This window comes from Mycolicibacterium sp. XJ2546 (assembly GCF_053483195.1).
In genome coordinates this window covers 538,253-554,086 of the sequence record NZ_JBEFRW010000001.1, presented here as the reverse complement: position 1 = coordinate 554,086, position 15,834 = coordinate 538,253, and the positions used below count along the sequence as shown (strand labels likewise).

At 68.0% G+C, this 15,834-nt stretch carries 11 protein-coding genes; 5 read left to right on the top strand and 6 right to left on the bottom strand.

Translation table 11 applies throughout. From position 1 onward, the window contains the following. Positions 1 to 39: 39 nt before the first annotated feature. A complete protein-coding gene (locus ABQE44_RS02715; protein ID WP_448428129.1) occupies positions 40 to 1,509 on the bottom strand; it encodes a bifunctional aminoglycoside phosphotransferase/ATP-binding protein in 1,470 nt (489 codons plus the stop codon). 130 nt (positions 1,510 to 1,639) lie between these two features. On the opposite strand from ABQE44_RS02715, the gene ABQE44_RS02710 reads away from it, so the two are divergent. Further along, the gene (locus ABQE44_RS02710; protein ID WP_448428127.1) at positions 1,640 to 2,632 is read left to right on the top strand and encodes an Acg family FMN-binding oxidoreductase; all 993 of its coding nucleotides are present in this window, start codon (positions 1,640 to 1,642) and stop codon (positions 2,630 to 2,632) included. Between the two features lie 12 nt (positions 2,633 to 2,644). Here the strand turns inward: ABQE44_RS02710 and ABQE44_RS02705 are convergent, their stop codons facing one another. Further along, positions 2,645 to 3,529, bottom strand: coding sequence for a universal stress protein (locus ABQE44_RS02705; protein ID WP_448393274.1), 885 nt, complete (start codon positions 3,527 to 3,529; stop codon positions 2,645 to 2,647). 195 nt (positions 3,530 to 3,724) lie between these two features. Between ABQE44_RS02705 and ABQE44_RS02700 the strand changes: the two genes are divergently transcribed. From ABQE44_RS02700 to ABQE44_RS02690, 3 genes are all read left to right on the top strand, one after another. Continuing rightward, the gene (locus ABQE44_RS02700) at positions 3,725 to 6,487 is read left to right on the top strand and encodes an AAA family ATPase (protein ID WP_448428125.1); all 2,763 of its coding nucleotides are present in this window, start codon (positions 3,725 to 3,727) and stop codon (positions 6,485 to 6,487) included. 30 nt (positions 6,488 to 6,517) lie between these two features. Beyond that, positions 6,518 to 9,280, top strand: a complete 2,763-nt coding sequence (locus ABQE44_RS02695) for an ATP-binding protein (RefSeq protein WP_448428123.1) — start codon at positions 6,518 to 6,520, stop codon at positions 9,278 to 9,280. 79 nt (positions 9,281 to 9,359) lie between these two features. Then, complete coding sequence (locus ABQE44_RS02690) at positions 9,360 to 9,572, top strand: hypothetical protein (protein ID WP_448393271.1); 213 nt, start codon at positions 9,360 to 9,362, stop codon at positions 9,570 to 9,572. 51 nt (positions 9,573 to 9,623) lie between these two features. Here the strand turns inward: ABQE44_RS02690 and ABQE44_RS02685 are convergent, their stop codons facing one another. From ABQE44_RS02685 to ABQE44_RS02670, 4 genes are all read right to left on the bottom strand, one after another. After that, entirely contained in the window at positions 9,624 to 10,937 is a 1,314-nt protein-coding gene (locus tag ABQE44_RS02685; RefSeq protein WP_448393270.1) for an RNA 5'-3' helicase PhoH2, read from the bottom strand. A gap of 191 nt (positions 10,938 to 11,128) precedes the next feature. Beyond that, positions 11,129 to 11,956 carry an acyl-ACP desaturase gene (locus ABQE44_RS02680; RefSeq protein WP_448393269.1) on the bottom strand — a complete coding sequence of 276 codons (828 nt, stop codon included), beginning with the start codon at positions 11,954 to 11,956 and terminating at the stop codon, positions 11,129 to 11,131. Positions 11,957 to 12,086: 130 nt separating this feature from the next. After that, complete coding sequence (locus ABQE44_RS02675; protein WP_448428121.1) at positions 12,087 to 13,562, bottom strand: glycine hydroxymethyltransferase; 1,476 nt, start codon at positions 13,560 to 13,562, stop codon at positions 12,087 to 12,089. Between the two features lie 98 nt (positions 13,563 to 13,660). After that, entirely contained in the window at positions 13,661 to 14,851 is a 1,191-nt protein-coding gene (locus tag ABQE44_RS02670; RefSeq protein ID WP_448393267.1) for a DUF885 domain-containing protein, read from the bottom strand. 30 nt (positions 14,852 to 14,881) lie between these two features. On the opposite strand from ABQE44_RS02670, the gene coaA reads away from it, so the two are divergent. Beyond that, complete coding sequence (gene coaA / locus ABQE44_RS02665; protein WP_448393266.1) at positions 14,882 to 15,820, top strand: type I pantothenate kinase; 939 nt, start codon at positions 14,882 to 14,884, stop codon at positions 15,818 to 15,820. Positions 15,821 to 15,834 lie beyond the last annotated feature (14 nt).

Below are 15,834 nucleotides of genomic sequence, written 5' to 3'. Positions count from 1 at the left end.
TCGCCGGCCAAAGGCCACCGAACCGAGGGACCAAGGTCCCTACCCGGTGGCCACCGCCGCGTACACGATACTGGTGGCGTCGGCGACGGACTCGGCCAGCGGGCGGCCGGTGTCGACGCGGTGCGCGTCCGGCCAGTCGTCGACCGAACTTGCCAGCTTGGCAGCGATCTCGGGGGTGGCGTCCGAGCTTGTCGCGCCACGGTTCTCGATCCTGGCCGAGGCGGTCGGCAACGGCAGGCTGCAACACAGTTCCACAAACGGCGCATGGGATTCGGCCGCCAGCGTGCGGGCGCGTTCGCGGTGGTGCGCATCGCGCCATGTCGCGTCGAGGATCACCGATCGACCGCCTTGAAGGCACTTCCGCGCGCGCTGCAGCACGGCGTCGTAGACGGCGGCGACGTTCTGCGGGCAGTACAGCCCGGCTCCGGCCTCGCCGGCCTTTCCGGTGATGACCCCGTCGGCTTGCAGTTCGCGGCGCACATCGTCGGTCGAGATCACCTGTGCGCCAATCCGTTCTGCAAGCGCACGCGACAGCGTGGTCTTCCCCGTTCCGGGACCGCCGCCGATGATGACCAGCCGCACCGTAGCGGCCCGCAGATGGTCCAGAGCGATGTCCATATGGCGCTGAGCGTCGGCCGCGGCATCGGCGTGGCCCTGTGCCACCCGTACGCAGTCGACCTTGCCGCGCACCACCGCGCGGTAGGCGACGTAGAAGTCGGCCAGCGGTCTCGGCGCGGTTTCACTGGCGGCGCGGCTGTACTGCGCCAAAAGGTACTCCGTCAAGTCCTTTCGGCCGAGGAATTCGAGGTCCATCGCCAGAAAAGTGGCGTCGTCGAGGCCGTCGACATAGCGCAACTTGTCGTCGAACTCGAGGCAGTCGAGCAGCACCGGCCCTTCGGGCATGCAGAAACAGTCATCGGCGATCAGGTCGGCATGCCCGTCGAGGATGCGGCGTTCGGCGATGCGCTGGGCGAACAACGCTGCGCGGCCCGAGATGAACTGCGCGGCAAGGCGCCACACTTCGTCGATGGTTTCGCGGTCCAGTACCGCCTGGCGGTATAGCTCGTCGATGTTGTCGCGCCAGCGCGCGGCGACGGCGTCGGCCGTCGCGCACGCGTCGATCGATTCGCCGCGGGCTGCGCGGGCGTGAAATGACGCCAACGTCTCGGCGATCGACGTCAGGTGCGCTTTTACCGGGCTGCCCCGTTTGACCAGGGATGTCAGTCGGTAGGCGTCCGGATAGCGGCGCATCACGATCACCGGTTCGGGCGGCTCGCCGTGGACGCCGCTGAAATGGGCCAACCCGAGGTAGCTGTCGGGTGCGAGCCGGCTGTTGAGCTCGATCTCGTGCACGCAGGCCGCCTCGCGACGCTGCGGCGTGCTGAAGTCGAGGAAATCGGTGACGACGGCCTTTTTCGCCTTGTAGGCAAACTCGCCGAGCAACATCACCAACCCGGTGTGGGTCTCATGCACCTCTGCGGACAGATTGCCGGGCGTCGTCGCAGCCATACCCCCATCTTGCCGGTCGCCCGCGCGGGCGCGCAGTGGCCGTCCGTCCCTGCACGCCGAGGCACAAAGGCCCTATCCGCGGTGCCCGCGCGTGACGAGACTGGGAACCGGAGCGCAGTGGAGGCTTGAGATGACGCACACCATGGTGGATTCCGCCGTAATCGCGAATGCCGTGCAGTTGGCCTGCCGCGCGCCGTCGTTGCACAACAGCCAGCCGTGGCGATGGGTGGCCGACGACAGCGGACTTCACCTTTTCGCCGCTGTGACGCGCAATGTTCGTGGTACCGACACGTCGGGCCGCGAGACGCTACTGAGCTGCGGCGTGGTTCTCGACCATCTCGATGCGGCGATGGCGGCGGCCGGGTGGGCGACCACGGTGCACCGGTTTCCCGACGCGACCAACCGTCTGCATCTGGCGTCGATCGAATTCCGCCCGATGGACTTCGTGACCGATGGTCATCGCCGCCGCGCCAACGCCATCCTGTTGCGGCGCACCGATCGCCTGCCGTTCGCCGCACCTCCTGACTGGCAAACCTTTGAGCCGCATCTGCGCCACGTCGTGGACTGCGCGGCGGTGCGTCTCGACGTGATCGCCGACGATCTGCGTCCAGAGCTGGCCACGGCGTCGAAGCTCACCGAAGATCTGCGTCGATACGACTCGCACTACCACGCCGAGTTGCATTGGTGGACAGCCGGGTTCGAGGCCGCCGAGGGCATACCGCGCAGCTCGTTGCTTTCGGAGTCCGAGGCGGACCGTGTTGACGTTGCGCGGGTGTTCCCCGTCACACAATATGGCGCCCGACGTGAACACGTCGAGCGGGACCAGTCGAAGATCCTGGCGCTGTCCACGTACGACGAATCCCACGACAGCGTGCTGCGATGCGGTGAGCGGCTCTCGGCCGTGCTGCTCGAGGCCACCATGGCCGGCTTGGCCACCTGCACGTTGACCCATATCATCGAGCACCCCGAGAGCCGACGGATGCTCGCCGAGCTGATCGGTCAGGACATCGCGCCGCAGGTTCTCGTCCGCGTCGGGCTGGCACCTTCGATTGAAGATGTGCCGCCCCCAACCCCCCGACGTTCGCTGCGCGAAGTGCTCCAGTTCCGCCACAGCGGAGCCTGATTCGGCGTGATGTCAGGATGATCGGGCGACGATTACCGGCATGCGGGCAGCCTCGGCAACCGCCGCTCCCACAGAGCCCAGCAGCATCCCGGCGAAACCGCCCCGGCCGCGGCTGCCCACCACCACGAGTTGCGCGGAATCGGCCTGCTTGACCAGCTGCCGCGCCGGGTGGTCGCGAACCACGACACGGCGTACGGGCACGTGGGGATAGCGCTGCTGCCAACGGCTCAGCTGTTCTGTCAACTTCTGCTCGGCGAGTTCCTCACCCCTCGCCGACCATTCGTCGGCGGGTAACACGATGCCCGCGTCGTCGATCCAGGCGTGCACCGCGACGAGTTCGACCCCGCGGCGGGATGCGGCCTCAAACGCGACCTGGGTGGCCAGCTCTGAGGCCGGAGAGCCGTCGATGCCGACGACCACGGGCGCCTCGGCGACGGGGCAGGGCATCAGCGGATCCTCGTCGTGGATGACCGCGACGGGGCAGTGCGCACGTTGGACGAGTCCTCTGCTGATCGAGCCGAGCAGCCGTCGCGCGATCGAGCCGAGCCCGCGACACCCGACCACGACAAGCTCAGCCTCGCCGGAGAGCTCGACGAGCGCAGGTAGCGCCGCACCATCGAGCAGTTGGGTTTCGATGCGGCCCGGTGTGCCCTCCACCTCCTGCGCCACCTGGCGCGCGTCGCGCAACGACGCTTCGGCCTGCTTCTTGTAGAGCTGGTCGATCTTCTGTGACATCGACAACTCAGGCCACACTGTCAGCGCGGGCATGACGTGCACGATGGTCAGGACGGCGTTGCGCAGCGCCGCCTCCCGAGCCGCCCAGTCCACCGCGACCTTCGCCGCGGGTGACCCGTCGACACCCACCACGATGCCGTGCCGGGAGGCAAACTCAGACATCGATTACTCCTTGTGCGATCGCTTCAACCGACGATAGGCCAGGTTGGGACCACGAATCTGGAGGCTTTCGGCATTGGTGAAGTGACCAACGGCCATATCGCCGCGGGGTTCGATGTTCGCGACGGACGAAACGCCGATACGCTCAGGCAGCACTACAACGACACGCACACCTGTAACCGCCGAGAGTTCGTCCGTATGCCCGCGTATCTGGCACACCGCCCCGCCGAAGAGGCGACGGTGGCGGAGTTCCTGGATTCCGCGTCCAGCACGCCGTCGGCGCTGTTGATCGAGGGCGATGCGGGCATCGGTAAGACCACGTTGTGGCTGGCAGCCGCCGAAAGTGCGCGCCACCGCGGGTTCCGGGTGATGTCGACCGACGCGACCGAAGCGGAGTCGGTGCTGGCCTACACCGCGCTGGCCGACCTGCTCGCCGACGTGGATCCCGCGATCTGGTCTTACTTGCCGGGACCGCAGCATGCCGCGGTCGATCACATCCTGTCCGAAACGAAAGGCTCCGCTGCGGCAACCGATCAGCGTGCGGTCGCGGCGGCGTTCCTGTCGATCGTCGAGAGGTTGAGCGAGGACGGCCCGTTGTTGTTGGCCATCGACGACCTGCCGTGGCTGGACCCCTCCAGCGCGTACGTGATCGCCTACACCGCAAGGCGGCTGACCGGCCCGGTGGGGCTTGTCGCCACGATCCGCACCGAACCCGACGCCGGCGACGCCGCATCGTGGCTACAGCTGCCCCGGCCCGACGCAGTCCGTCGGATCACGTTGGGACCCTTGTCGTCCCGCGCACTTCATCAGGTGCTGTCACAAAGTGTCGATCGACCGCTGCCACGATCGACGTTCACGCGTATACATCACGTTTCGGGTGGAAACCCGTTCTACGCCATCGAATTGGCCCGCACTATCGACGAGAACACCGGCACCGAGCTTCCTGACACGTTGGCGGAGCTGGTGCGCGTTCGGCTCAGCGGCCTCGACGCCGAAACCCACGACACGCTGCTGGCCGTCGCTTCGCTGGCCACGCCGACCGTCGAGCGGGTGCTCGCCGCGTCCGACACCGATCGCGACCGGTTGGTCGAACTGCTCGAGGCGGCCGAACAGCAAGACATCATCGCCATCGAGGGCCACCGGATCCGGTTCACCCACCCGCTGCTGGCCGCCGGTGTCTACTCCGACGCCTCACCGGCGCGGCGCCGATCCATGCACCGGCGCCTGGCCGACGTCGCCGTCGAACCCGAACTGCGGGCCCGGCACCTGGCCTTGGCGGCGACCAATGGCGATGCCGAGACACTGCAGGCGTTGGACGACGCCGCCGCCTCCGCACAGGCCCGCGGTGCGCCCGCGGCCGCAGCCGACCTTCTCAACCTCGCGATCGGTCTCGGTGGCGACACCCCGCAGCGTCGAATGCTGTTGGCCACCCACACTTTCGACGCCGGCGACCCGGTCCGAGCCCGCACCCTGCTGGAGCAGTCCATCGCGGACATGGAACCCGGACCGCTACGCGCGCAGGCCCGGCACGCGTTGGCGTTCGTGCGGTTCATGGCCGACGGCTACGTCGAGGGACGCAATCTGCTGGCCCGCGCGCTGGACGAAGACTCACCCGACGGTCCACTTCGGGTCAGCATCTTGATTGCGCTGGCATACGCGCAGCACATGACCGGCCAGTTCGAAGCCGCGTGGCGGCTCGGTCAAGAGGCCGTGTCACACGCCGAACCGCTCGGCGACCCCGCGCTGCTCAGCCAGGCCCTGGGCGTGCGCGCCACCCTGCAGTTTTTCGGCGGCGGCGGTATCGACGAGGCCAGCCTGCAGCGCGCGCTCGAGCTCGAGGACCACGACTCCTTCACCCCGACCATGCTTCGCCCCAGCGTCGAACACGCGCTGATCCTGGCCTGCAGCGGCGACCTGGACTCCTCGTATGAACAACTACGGGCCGTCGAGCGACGCTGCATCGACCGGGGTGAGGAAGGCGAGCTGATCTTCGTCAACTTCTACGTCGTGGTGAACCGGATCTGGCGCGCTGACTTCACCGAGGCCAAGCGGCTGGCCCAGGAAGTCACAGCGCTGGCCCGGCAACTCGGCGGCGACTTCCCCACGATGCTGAGCCTGCTGCTCAAGGCCTGGTTGGCCGTCTATGACGGTGCCGAAGACGAGGCCCGCCCCGTCATCGCCGACGCGATGGACGTCTGCAAGCTCAGCGGCACCGCGTGGCACGAAGACCAGGCCAGAACCGCTCTGGGCTTGCTGGAGCTGTCGCTGGGCAATCACGACGCCGCAGTGAACGCGTTGGCGCCGTTGATGGCGCGGCACGCCCCGAACTCCACGGAGTTGTCGGCGGCGGCATACCTGCCCGACGCGGTGGAGGCACTCGTCGCGACGGGGCGGGTGGCCGAGGCCGAACCGCTCGTCGACGATCTGCAACGCAACGGACACCGGCTCGACCGCTCCTGGATGCTGGCGACGGGTGGGCGCTGCCGGGCGCTGGTGCTGGCCGCCCGAGGTGACCTGACCGGCGCCGTCGCCGCCGCACATCAGGCGATCGACCATCACGACCGGCTTGCGATGCCGTTCGAGCGGGCCCGCACGCAGCTCGTGCTCGGCACGCTTCAGGCGCGTTCCCGGCAGCGGGAGGCGCCGGCGTCACTGCACCAGGCGCTGACCGCCTTCGAGCAGCTCGGCACCCCGCTGTGGGCGGCTCGCGCGCGGGCCCGGTTACCCGGCGGCGCCGAGGCGCCACAGCAGCGCCGCGACCTGACGGCTGTCGAGCGCCGGGTGGCCGAGCTGGCCGCCTCCGGCATGACGAACCGCGCCGTTGCCGGAGAGCTGTCGCTGAGCGCCAAGACCGTCGAAGCCACGTTGGCGCGGGCATATCGCAAGCTGGGAATTCACTCGCGCGCCGAGCTCGGCCGGGTGATGGCCGCCGCCGATGACGTTGCACCGAACAATTGGTGATCCTCGCGGTTTGCTGAGATTCTTTTTGGTATGGCCACCGGCGATGTGGGGATCCATCCTGTGCACAAGCGTGCGATCGATGAGTTCTTGGCGGCCACCGCCGTCGGCCCTTCGGCCTTGCTGATCGAGGGCGAGGCGGGCATCGGCAAGACCACGCTCTGGTTGGCCGCGGTGGAGCAGGCACCGGCGCGGGGCTTTCGCGTGTTGTCCGCACGCGCGGCGGAAGCGGAGTCGGTGCTCGCGTACACGGCGCTGGCCGACCTGCTCGACGAGGTCGACGCCGGCGCCTGGGCCGATCTGCCGGACCCACAGCTGCACGCGGTCGATCAGGTGCTGCTGCGCGCAGACAATGACGCGGTCACCGACCAGCGCGCGGTGGCGGCGGCGTTTCTTTCGGTGATCGAACGGCTCGGCGACGAAGGCCCGGTGTTGCTGGCGATCGATGACCTGCAGTGGGTGGACCCGTCCAGCATGCACGTCATCGCGTTCGCGGCGCGCCGGCTCATGGGTCCGGCGGGAATCCTGGCCACCGTGCGCACCGACTCGGGCGACGGTGCCGGCGCGGGATGGCTGCAGTTGCCACGGCCGGAGGCGCTCAAGCGCATCCGGCTGCACCCGTTGAGCGTTCAGGACCTCCACACGGCGGTGACGGCTCGGCTACGAAAGCCGTTCTCGCGCCCGCTAATCGGGCAAATCCACCAGATGTCGGGCGGCAACCCGTTCTATGCGATCGAACTGGCCCGCGCGATCGGGGACCGACCGACGAGCATCGGCACCGCGCTGCCGCGCACGCTGACCGACGTCGTGCGCAGCCGGATCGGCACCCTCGATTCCGACGTGCACGACGCGCTGCTCGCGGCGTCGTGCATGGCGTTCCCGACCGTCGAATCGGTGTCGAGTGCGACGGTCAGCGACGACGACCGGGTGGTCGAGCTGCTCGAAGTCGCCGAGAACAAAGGCATTATCGCCATCGACGGCAACCGAATTCACTTCACCCACCCCCTGCTGGCCAGCGGGGTGTACAGCCAGGCCGCCCCGGGTCGCCGGCGCCAGATGCACCGCCGGCTCGCCGAGATCGTCGACGAACCCGAACTGCGGGCCAGACATCTGGCACTGGCCGCGACCAGCGGCGACCAGGTCACCCTCGACGCACTGGATGCGGCGGCGGAATCCGCGCGGATACGCGGAGCGCCCGCAGCCGCAGCCGAACTGGTGGATTTGGCGATCGGCCTCGGCGGTGACACCCCCGACCGTCGGCTCCGCAGCGCACTGCACCATTTCGACGCCGGCGACCACCGCCGGGCAGCGGCCGTGCTCGAAGAGACCGTGGACCGGTTGCCCTCCGGTGATCTGCGCGCAGAGACGTTGAGCCGCTTGGCCGTGGTGCGCCTCTACAGTGCGGGCTTCTTCGAGGCGGCACCGTTGCTACGGGAGGCGCTCGACCATGCCGTCGACGGCAGCCCGCTGCGGGTGCAGCTGCTGGTTACCTTGGCGTACTGTCTCTTTCACAACAACCACATCGAAGAGGGCGTCCGCACGGCCGACGAGGCGGTGTCATATGCCGAGCGACTGGGCCAACCGCACCTGTTGAGCATCGCGCTGGGGATGCGTTCGATCCTGTTGTTCACGGCAGGCCGGGGACTCGACGAGCAATCCATCTGCCGGGCGTTGGAACTCGAGGACACCGAAGCGTTGACGCCGCTGGTGTTTCGGCCCAGCGTCCAGCACACCCTGCTGTTGCAATGGACCAACCAGTTCGATCTCGCCGATCAGAAGCTCGAGGCGATCCGGTCTCGCTGCCTGGAGAAAGGTGAAGAAGGCGAACACATCTTCATCGCTCAGCACGCGGTGATGAACTCGCTGTGGCGCGGCGACTTGGTCAACGCCAATTTGGTCGCCGAGGACACCTTGGAATATGCCCGTCAGCTCGGCGGGAACACGCCGCGCTTCCTGGCCCAGAGCCTGCGCGCGCAGTTGGCGGCATACGCAGGCCACGAAACCGACGCCCGTCGGGCCGTCGCCGATGCGCTCGAAAGCGCTAGGCACTCAGGGACTTCCCGGTTGTCGGAGCGGGTGTTGGGCGCGCTGGCGTTCCTGGAGCTGTCGCTGGGCAACCATGACGCGGCGCTGGCGGCGGTGGCGCCGTTACTGGCGGCTTTCGATCCGGCCTCGACGCCGACGGAGCTGCCCAATGCGGCGTACCTGCCCGACGCCATCGAGGCGCTGGTGCAGTCGGGCCGCCCGGAGGAGGCCGCACCGTTGATCGATGCCCTCGAACGCAACGGGCACCGGCTGGACCGGCCCTGGATGCTTGCCGTCGGCGCGCGCTCGCGGGGCATGCTGCTCGCGGTTTGTGGGGATCTCGACGGCGCGCATGCGGCGGCGCTGCGCGCGATGAACGCACACGAACGGTTGCCGATGCCGTTCGAACGCGCCCGCACCCTGCTTCTGCTGGGCCAGATCGAACGCAGGCAACGCAGGAAAGAGTCGGCGTCGACGCGTCTGCGGGAAGCCTTCGACATCTTCGAGCGATTGCACGTCCCGCTGTGGGCGGACCGGGCGCGCTCGGAGTTGGTGCGGGCCAGCGTCGGCCCCCGCCAGAGCGGTCAGCTCACCCCCTCCGAACAGCGGGTCGCCGAGTTGGCCGCCGCCGGGATGAAGAACCGCGACGTGGCCGCCGCGCTGTTCATCAGCCCCAAGACCGTCGAAGCGAACCTGGCCCGCGTCTACCGCAAGCTGGGCATCAAATCGCGCGCCGAGCTGGGCCGCCACGTCGGGCGCGCCGAGGCATAGGGAAACACCCTATTTCCCTGCGTCCCATCAGCAATTAGCGTCGAGCGCTGGACCGATCGATCGACTTCAGGAGTATCCGGTGCTCGCTGATCACGACTCCGCAATCCCGCCCGCTTACCCGTGTGCCCTGGTGACCACGGGCACCTGGCAGCCCGCGTTGCGTACCGGGTTCGCGGCACTGGGCCTGGCGGCGCTGCTCGACCTGCCGCGCGCCGACCGAGCCGATCGGGTGATGGCGCTCGGCGGCGCGGCGGCCGCGGGCTGGTACCTGGTGCGCGGCTACGACCGGTGATTTGTGGAGCGCTGACCGCGCTGAGCGCGGTTGCGGCTCCACAAACCGCGGTCAGGGCAGGGCGCCGGGGCTGATCTCCTCGAGCATCTCGGTGACCAACGCCGCGATCGGTGAACGCTCGCTGCGCAACAGCGTGATGTGGGCGAACAACGGGTGGCCCTTGAGCTTTTCGATCACCGCGGCCACCCCGTCGTGGCGGCCGACCCGCAAGTTGTCACGTTGGGCCACATCGTGGGTGAGCACCACCCGCGACCCGGTTCCGAGCCGCGACAGCACGGTGAGAAGCACGTTGCGCTCCAGCGACTGGGCCTCGTCGACGATGACGAACGAGTCGTGCAGCGAACGCCCCCGGATGTGGGTCAGCGGCAGCACCTCGAGCATGCCGCGGGCAAGCACCTCCTCGAGCACCGCGGGACTGGCGAGGCCCTCGAGGGTGTCGAAGACGGCCTGCGCCCACGGGCCCATCTTGTCACTCTCGCTGCCCGGCAGGTAGCCGAGGTTCTGCCCGCCGACTGCGTACAACGGCCGGAACACCACGACCTTGCGTTGGGTGCGACGCTCCAGCACCGCCTCCAGCCCGGCGCACAGCGCCAGCGCGGACTTGCCGGTGCCGGCCTTGCCGCCCAGCGAGACGATGCCGACCGACTCGTCGAGCAACAGGTCCAGCGCCACACGTTGTTCGGCGGAGCGCCCGCGCAGCCCGAACGCCTCACGATCGCCACGCACCAGCTGCACCCGCTTTTCGGCGTTGACCCGTCCCAGCGCGTGCGATGAGCCACCGAGCAGGCGAATACCGGTGTGGCAGGGTAGATTACGGGCGTCCTCCAGGTCGACCTCACCGTCGGCGAACAGCATGTCGATGTCCTCGGGCGCGACGTCGAGTTCGTCCATGCCCGTCCAGCCCGAAGTGATGACGTCCTGGGCGTGGTACTCGTCGGCGGACAATCCGACGGCACCGGCCTTGACCCGCAACGGGATGTCCTTGCTGACCAAAGTGACCGCTTTACCTTCGGCCGCGAGGTTGGCGGCCACGGTCAGGATCCGCGCGTCGTTGCTGTCGGTGCGGAATCCGGCGGGCAGCACCGAGGGATCGCTGTGGTTGAGTTCGACGTGCAGCGTGCCGCCTTGTGTGCCAACAGGAATCGGCTGATCGAGCCGTCCGTGTTCGAGGCGCAGATCGTCGAACATCCGCAGCGCCTGGCGGGCGAACCAGCCCAGCTCGTGATGATGACGCTTGGCTTCCAGTTCGCTGATGACCACCAGCGGAACAACGACCTCGTGTTCGGCGAACCGGGTTGCCGCCCACGGATCGGACAGCAGCACAGAGGTGTCGAGCACATAGCTCCGGATGACCGAATCAGTCACGTAGCGCTCCTCGAGCCCGCGCGGCCCCACACGAACACGTCGGCGGACGCTGCGGTACGAGGACCGGGGCCGGTCCTTTCGTCGTTGTAACGATCGGTACCGCCCGGATAGCAGAGCACGTCGCTAGCCATCGAAGCCGACGCTACTCCGGTCGCGACATTCCCGCCGCGCAGGCGCGCCGTAGCTGCGGGTTACGTGGTGGCGAACTCCGCAAGTCGTGATTCGTCGGCCAGCCCCCACGCGGCGATGCGGTCGGTGACGACCTGGCGCAGTTCGTCGGGCCCGAAGATGCCCGCCTCGGCGACGTGCTCGACTTTGTCCGCGTAGGCGTCGATGTCCCCGCCGACGACGCCGAGGTCGGCGGCGCGGTTGGCGATCGCCTCGATGGTCTCGTCGCGGTGCGTGGTCAGCAGGTGGGAGACCAGGTTGGCGAAGAACTCCTCGTGGCGCTCCTCGTCCCTGGCGATCCGCCCGATCAGGTTCTTGAGCACCGGCTCGGAGGTCTGCGCTTCGAGGTTGCGGCAGAACACGGCGTGCGCGCGTTCGAAGAACGCCATGAACACCAGCCGCTCGACCTGGCTGTAGGTGTCGGCGCGGTATCCCTTCATCACGTGCTCGACGCGCACGTCTTCGTTGGCAGCCGGGTCGATCTCGCGGGTAACGACGAGGTAGTTGCGCAGCGCGATCGCGTGCAGGTGCTCCTCGGCGGTCCAGCGGCCGATCCAGCGGCCCCACTTCTCTTCCAGGATAAAGCTGAAGACGAACTCGCGGTGGAAGCTGGCCAGGTTGTCCTTGGTGATCAACAGGATCTCCAGCGCATCGGTGACGTGCTTGGGCAGCGTCACCTGCGACGGGTCCCAATCCCGGCCACCGAGGAAGGCGAAGTTCTCGCCCTGCTCGAACGGCACATAGTCATGCGCGTACCAGAGATCTTCGGAGTCGATGTGGCGGCGCAACTCCTGCTGCACGACCGGTTCGAGCTCGGTGATCAGCGCGTTTGGTACAGGTTTCTGTGCCATGAAAGTAACTGTAACCCGAGTTCACACGTTCCGGAAAACCACCCCGCCGAAAGGGGCGTTTGGACAGAAAAGTGCGATTAAAGCGCGACCAACCGTCGACCTCGGCGTTACGGGAGGACCGCGCCGCAAGCTACAGCGTCAGGCCCGGATACAGCGGGTTGGCGGCCAACAACTCGGCGGCGGCGGAGTGCACCCGCTCGGCGGTGCCGTCGGCCAGCTTGTACTTGGCCTTGGAGGGGCCAGCCGTGCCTACCGCTGGTTCCGTGTTGGTCAGCACGTCGACGACGAGCTCAGCGACGCGGTCGAATTCGGCCGCCCCGAACCCGCGCGTCGTCAACGCCGGGGTGCCGAACCGGATGCCGCTGGTGTACCACGCGCCGTTGGGGTCGGCCGGAATCGAGTTGCGGTTGGTGACCACACCGGAATCCAGCAGCGCGGACTCGGCCTGGCGTCCGGTCAGCCCGAACGACGTCACGTCGAGCAGCACGATGTGGTTGTCGGTGCCGCCGGTGACCAGCCGGGCCCCGCGCTTACCGAATCCGTCGGCCAGCGCCTTGGCGTTGTCGGCGACCCGCTGAGCGTAGCTCTGGAAGGCGGGTTGGCGCGCCTCGACCAGCGCGACGGCCTTGGCGGCCATCACGTGAGAAAGCGGGCCGCCCAACACCATCGGGCATCCCTTGTCGACGGCGTCGGAGTACTCCGGTTGCGCGAGCACCATCCCGCCGCGCGGTCCGCGCAGCGACTTGTGTGTCGTCGTGGTGGTGACGTGCGCGTGCGGCACGGGGTCCTCGTCGCCGGTGAACACCTTGCCCGCAACGAGCCCGGCGAAGTGCGCCATGTCGACCATCAGCGTGGCGCCGACCTCGTCGGCGATCTCGCGCAGCTTCGCGAAGTTGACCCGCCGCGGGTACGCCGAGTACCCGCCGACCAGGATCAGCGGCTTGAACTCCCGCGCGGCGGCCGCCAGCGCGTCGTAGTCGAGCAGCCCGGTCTCGGGGTCGGTGCCGTAGCTGCGCTGGTGAAACATCTTGCCGGAGATGTTGGGCCGGAACCCGTGCGTGAGATGGCCACCAGCGTCCAGCGACATGCCGAGCAGACGCTGGTTACCGAGCTTGTTGCGCAGCCCCTCCCAGTCCGCCTCCGACAGGTCGTTGACGTGCTTGACGCCGAACTCGGCCAGCGCCGGCGCCTCGACGCGGGTGGCCAGGATGGCCCAGAACGCGACCAGGTTGGCGTCGATCCCCGAGTGCGGCTGGACGTAGGCGTACGGCGCACCGAACAGCTCGCGGGCGTGCTCGGCGGCAACGCTTTCGACGGTGTCGACGTTCTGACAGCCCGCGTAGAACCGGTGCCCGATGGTGCCCTCGGCGTATTTGTCGGACAGCCAACTGCCCATCGTCAACAGCACCGCCGGTGAGGCATAGTTTTCGCTGGCGATCAGCTTCAGCGAATCCCGTTGGTCGGCAAGCTCTTTGCGTGTCGCGGCGGCGATACGCGGCTCGACGGACTCGATGACCTGCAGCGCTGCCCGGTAGGCCTGGCTGGCGGTCTCGGCGTACTCCGCACCTGGAGCAGCAGCGTGGGTGGTCACGGGGTCTGCAGTCATGGGGTTCAGCCTAATGCCCGTGCATAGGGTGCCGAGTGTGGGAGTAACGCACGTCCGGACCGCCGCAGGCGTGCGGGTAACCCACGTTCGGCGCGGGTTTAGCGCAGCGACGACGGGATCAGCGGTTCGTCGAGCAGCCTGCCGAACCGCTCGGTCAGCCCGACGCCGGCCGGGCGGGCGTCGAGCCAACCGCGCAGCAACCGGTAACCCTCGACATACGTGCTGGTGTAGGCCCGCCACAGCGGCGAGGACAGAAACCGCAGCATCTGACGCGCCCGCTGGTCGTCGACCAGCAGCCACCGCTCCAGGAACGCGACGACGTCGTCGACGTCGCGGTGCTCGTCGTGCAGCATCAGCGCCGCATCCTGGCGCACATCAGCCAGCGCTGCCGTCGCCTCCGCCACCGCCTGCGCACGCTCACCGTCGAACCGCAGGCCCAGATCGGCGTAGATCTCAGCGGCCCAACTCCCCCAGGTGGGGCCGACCGCGGCGTAGAGCGCGAGATCGGCGAGGCCCTCGGCCATTAGGCACTGCGGGGTGTTGACGAGAAAGATCGTCTGCTCCTGCTGCCCCTTGCCCTCGACCAGGCCGGCTTCCTTGCGGCAGTGCTCGGTGTGGTGGCCCGGATAGGACTCGTGTGCCACCAGCCGCGGCAGGTTGGCCATCTGCTGTTTGAGGTCGGCGTTGACGGCGACGGTGGAGCGGTAGTCGCCGAGGTAGTAGTTGAACCCCGACCACGGTTTATCGGTCACCACCTCGTAGGTGATGGTCTCCGTCTCGGGCAGTGGGTACTGCGCGCGCACCCGGTCCCGCAGCGCGCTGGAGAACGCGTGGATGCACTCCTCGAGGCGCTCCGGCGCGATCTCCTCACCGGCGCGGTAGGCGGCCATGCGCTCGGCCAGCGGCCCGTGCCCGCCCAGCGCCTCGTCGAGCCGGCGGTGCGCCTGCCGGTACCGCTCCTCGTCGCCCTTGGTGACGCGCACGTCGAAGTAGGCCTCGACCTCGTCGACGAACCCGACGTCGTGGCCTGCGAACTTGCGTCCGGCGCAGGCCAGCGCGCGCAGGTGGGCGGCGACGAAATCGGCGCGCGCCGGCTCCAGTCCCGCAGGTAGTTCGGCCTGCAGCCGCTCGGCCTGACGGGCCAGCTCAGCGGGGTCGGGCGGGGGTTCGGCGGCCACCGCGCGGCGTAGCTCCTGGTCGCCGGTGAAGGCGTCGACGTACCCGGCTTCGATCCGGTCGAAGCGCAAACCGAGCAGCAAGTACTCCCGTATCACGGTGCTGGGGTCCATGGCCTCAACGTTAAATGCCACACTGAGCGCATGGCGCGGCTGAGCGAACCCAGCCCCTACGTGGAGTTCGATAGAAGTCAGTGGCAGGCACTGCGCATGTCGACGCCCCTCAAGCTCACCGAGGACGAACTCCTGAGGTTGCGGGGCCTCGGCGAGAAACTCGACCTGATCGAGGTTCAGGAGGTCTACCTGCCGCTGGCGCGGTTGATCCACCTGCAGGTCGCCGCGCGACAGCGGTTGTTCGAGGCCACCGCGGAGTTCCTCGGTGAGCCGCAGCAGAACCCGGACCGGCCGGTGCCGTTCGTCATCGGGGTGGCGGGCAGCGTCGCCGTCGGCAAGTCGACCACCGCCCGTGTGCTGCAGGCACTTCTGGCGCGCTGGGAACACCATCCGCGCGTCGACCTGGTCACCACCGACGGTTTCCTCTATCCGAACTCCGAGCTTGTCCGCCGTAACCTGATGGGCCGCAAGGGCTTTCCGGAAAGCTATGACCGCCGCGCGTTGATGCGGTTCGTCACCTCGGTGAAGTCGGGCGCCGACGAAGTCTGTGCGCCGGTCTACTCACACCTGCTCTACGACATCGTGCCGGGTGAGAAGCAGCTCGTGCGCCACCCCGACATCCTGATCCTCGAGGGCCTCAACGTCTTGCAGACCGGCCCGACGTTGATGGTGTCAGATCTGTTCGATTTCTCGGTGTACGTCGACGCCCGCATCGAGGACATCGAACAGTGGTACATCAACCGGTTTCTCGGCCTGCGCACCACGGCGTTCGCCAACCCCGCCTCGCACTTCCACCACTACGCGACGTTGACCGACGATCAGGCGGTATTCGCCGCCCGTGACATCTGGCATTCCATCAACCGGCCCAACCTGATCGAGAACATTCTGCCGACCAGGCCGCGGGCCACACTGGTGTTGCGTAAGGACGCCGACCATTCGATCAACCGGTTGCGGCTGCGCAAGCTGTGAGCCACCCGATGCGC

What these genes read in the sequence shown, in the direction of transcription:
- ABQE44_RS02715 (WP_448428129.1), bottom strand. Translation starts at nt 1,509, where the DNA reads ATGGCTGCGACGACGCCCGGCAATCTGTCCGCAGAGGTGCATGAGACC.
- ABQE44_RS02710 (WP_448428127.1), top strand. Translation starts at nt 1,640, where the DNA reads ATGACGCACACCATGGTGGATTCCGCCGTAATCGCGAATGCCGTGCAG.
- ABQE44_RS02705 (WP_448393274.1), bottom strand. Translation starts at nt 3,529, where the DNA reads ATGTCTGAGTTTGCCTCCCGGCACGGCATCGTGGTGGGTGTCGACGGG.
- ABQE44_RS02700 (WP_448428125.1), top strand. Translation starts at nt 3,725, where the DNA reads ATGCCCGCGTATCTGGCACACCGCCCCGCCGAAGAGGCGACGGTGGCG.
- ABQE44_RS02695 (WP_448428123.1), top strand. Translation starts at nt 6,518, where the DNA reads ATGGCCACCGGCGATGTGGGGATCCATCCTGTGCACAAGCGTGCGATC.
- ABQE44_RS02680 (WP_448393269.1), bottom strand. Translation starts at nt 11,956, where the DNA reads ATGGCACAGAAACCTGTACCAAACGCGCTGATCACCGAGCTCGAACCG.
- ABQE44_RS02675 (WP_448428121.1), bottom strand. Translation starts at nt 13,562, where the DNA reads ATGACTGCAGACCCCGTGACCACCCACGCTGCTGCTCCAGGTGCGGAG.
- ABQE44_RS02670 (WP_448393267.1), bottom strand. Translation starts at nt 14,851, where the DNA reads ATGGACCCCAGCACCGTGATACGGGAGTACTTGCTGCTCGGTTTGCGC.
- coaA (WP_448393266.1), top strand. Translation starts at nt 14,882, where the DNA reads ATGGCGCGGCTGAGCGAACCCAGCCCCTACGTGGAGTTCGATAGAAGT.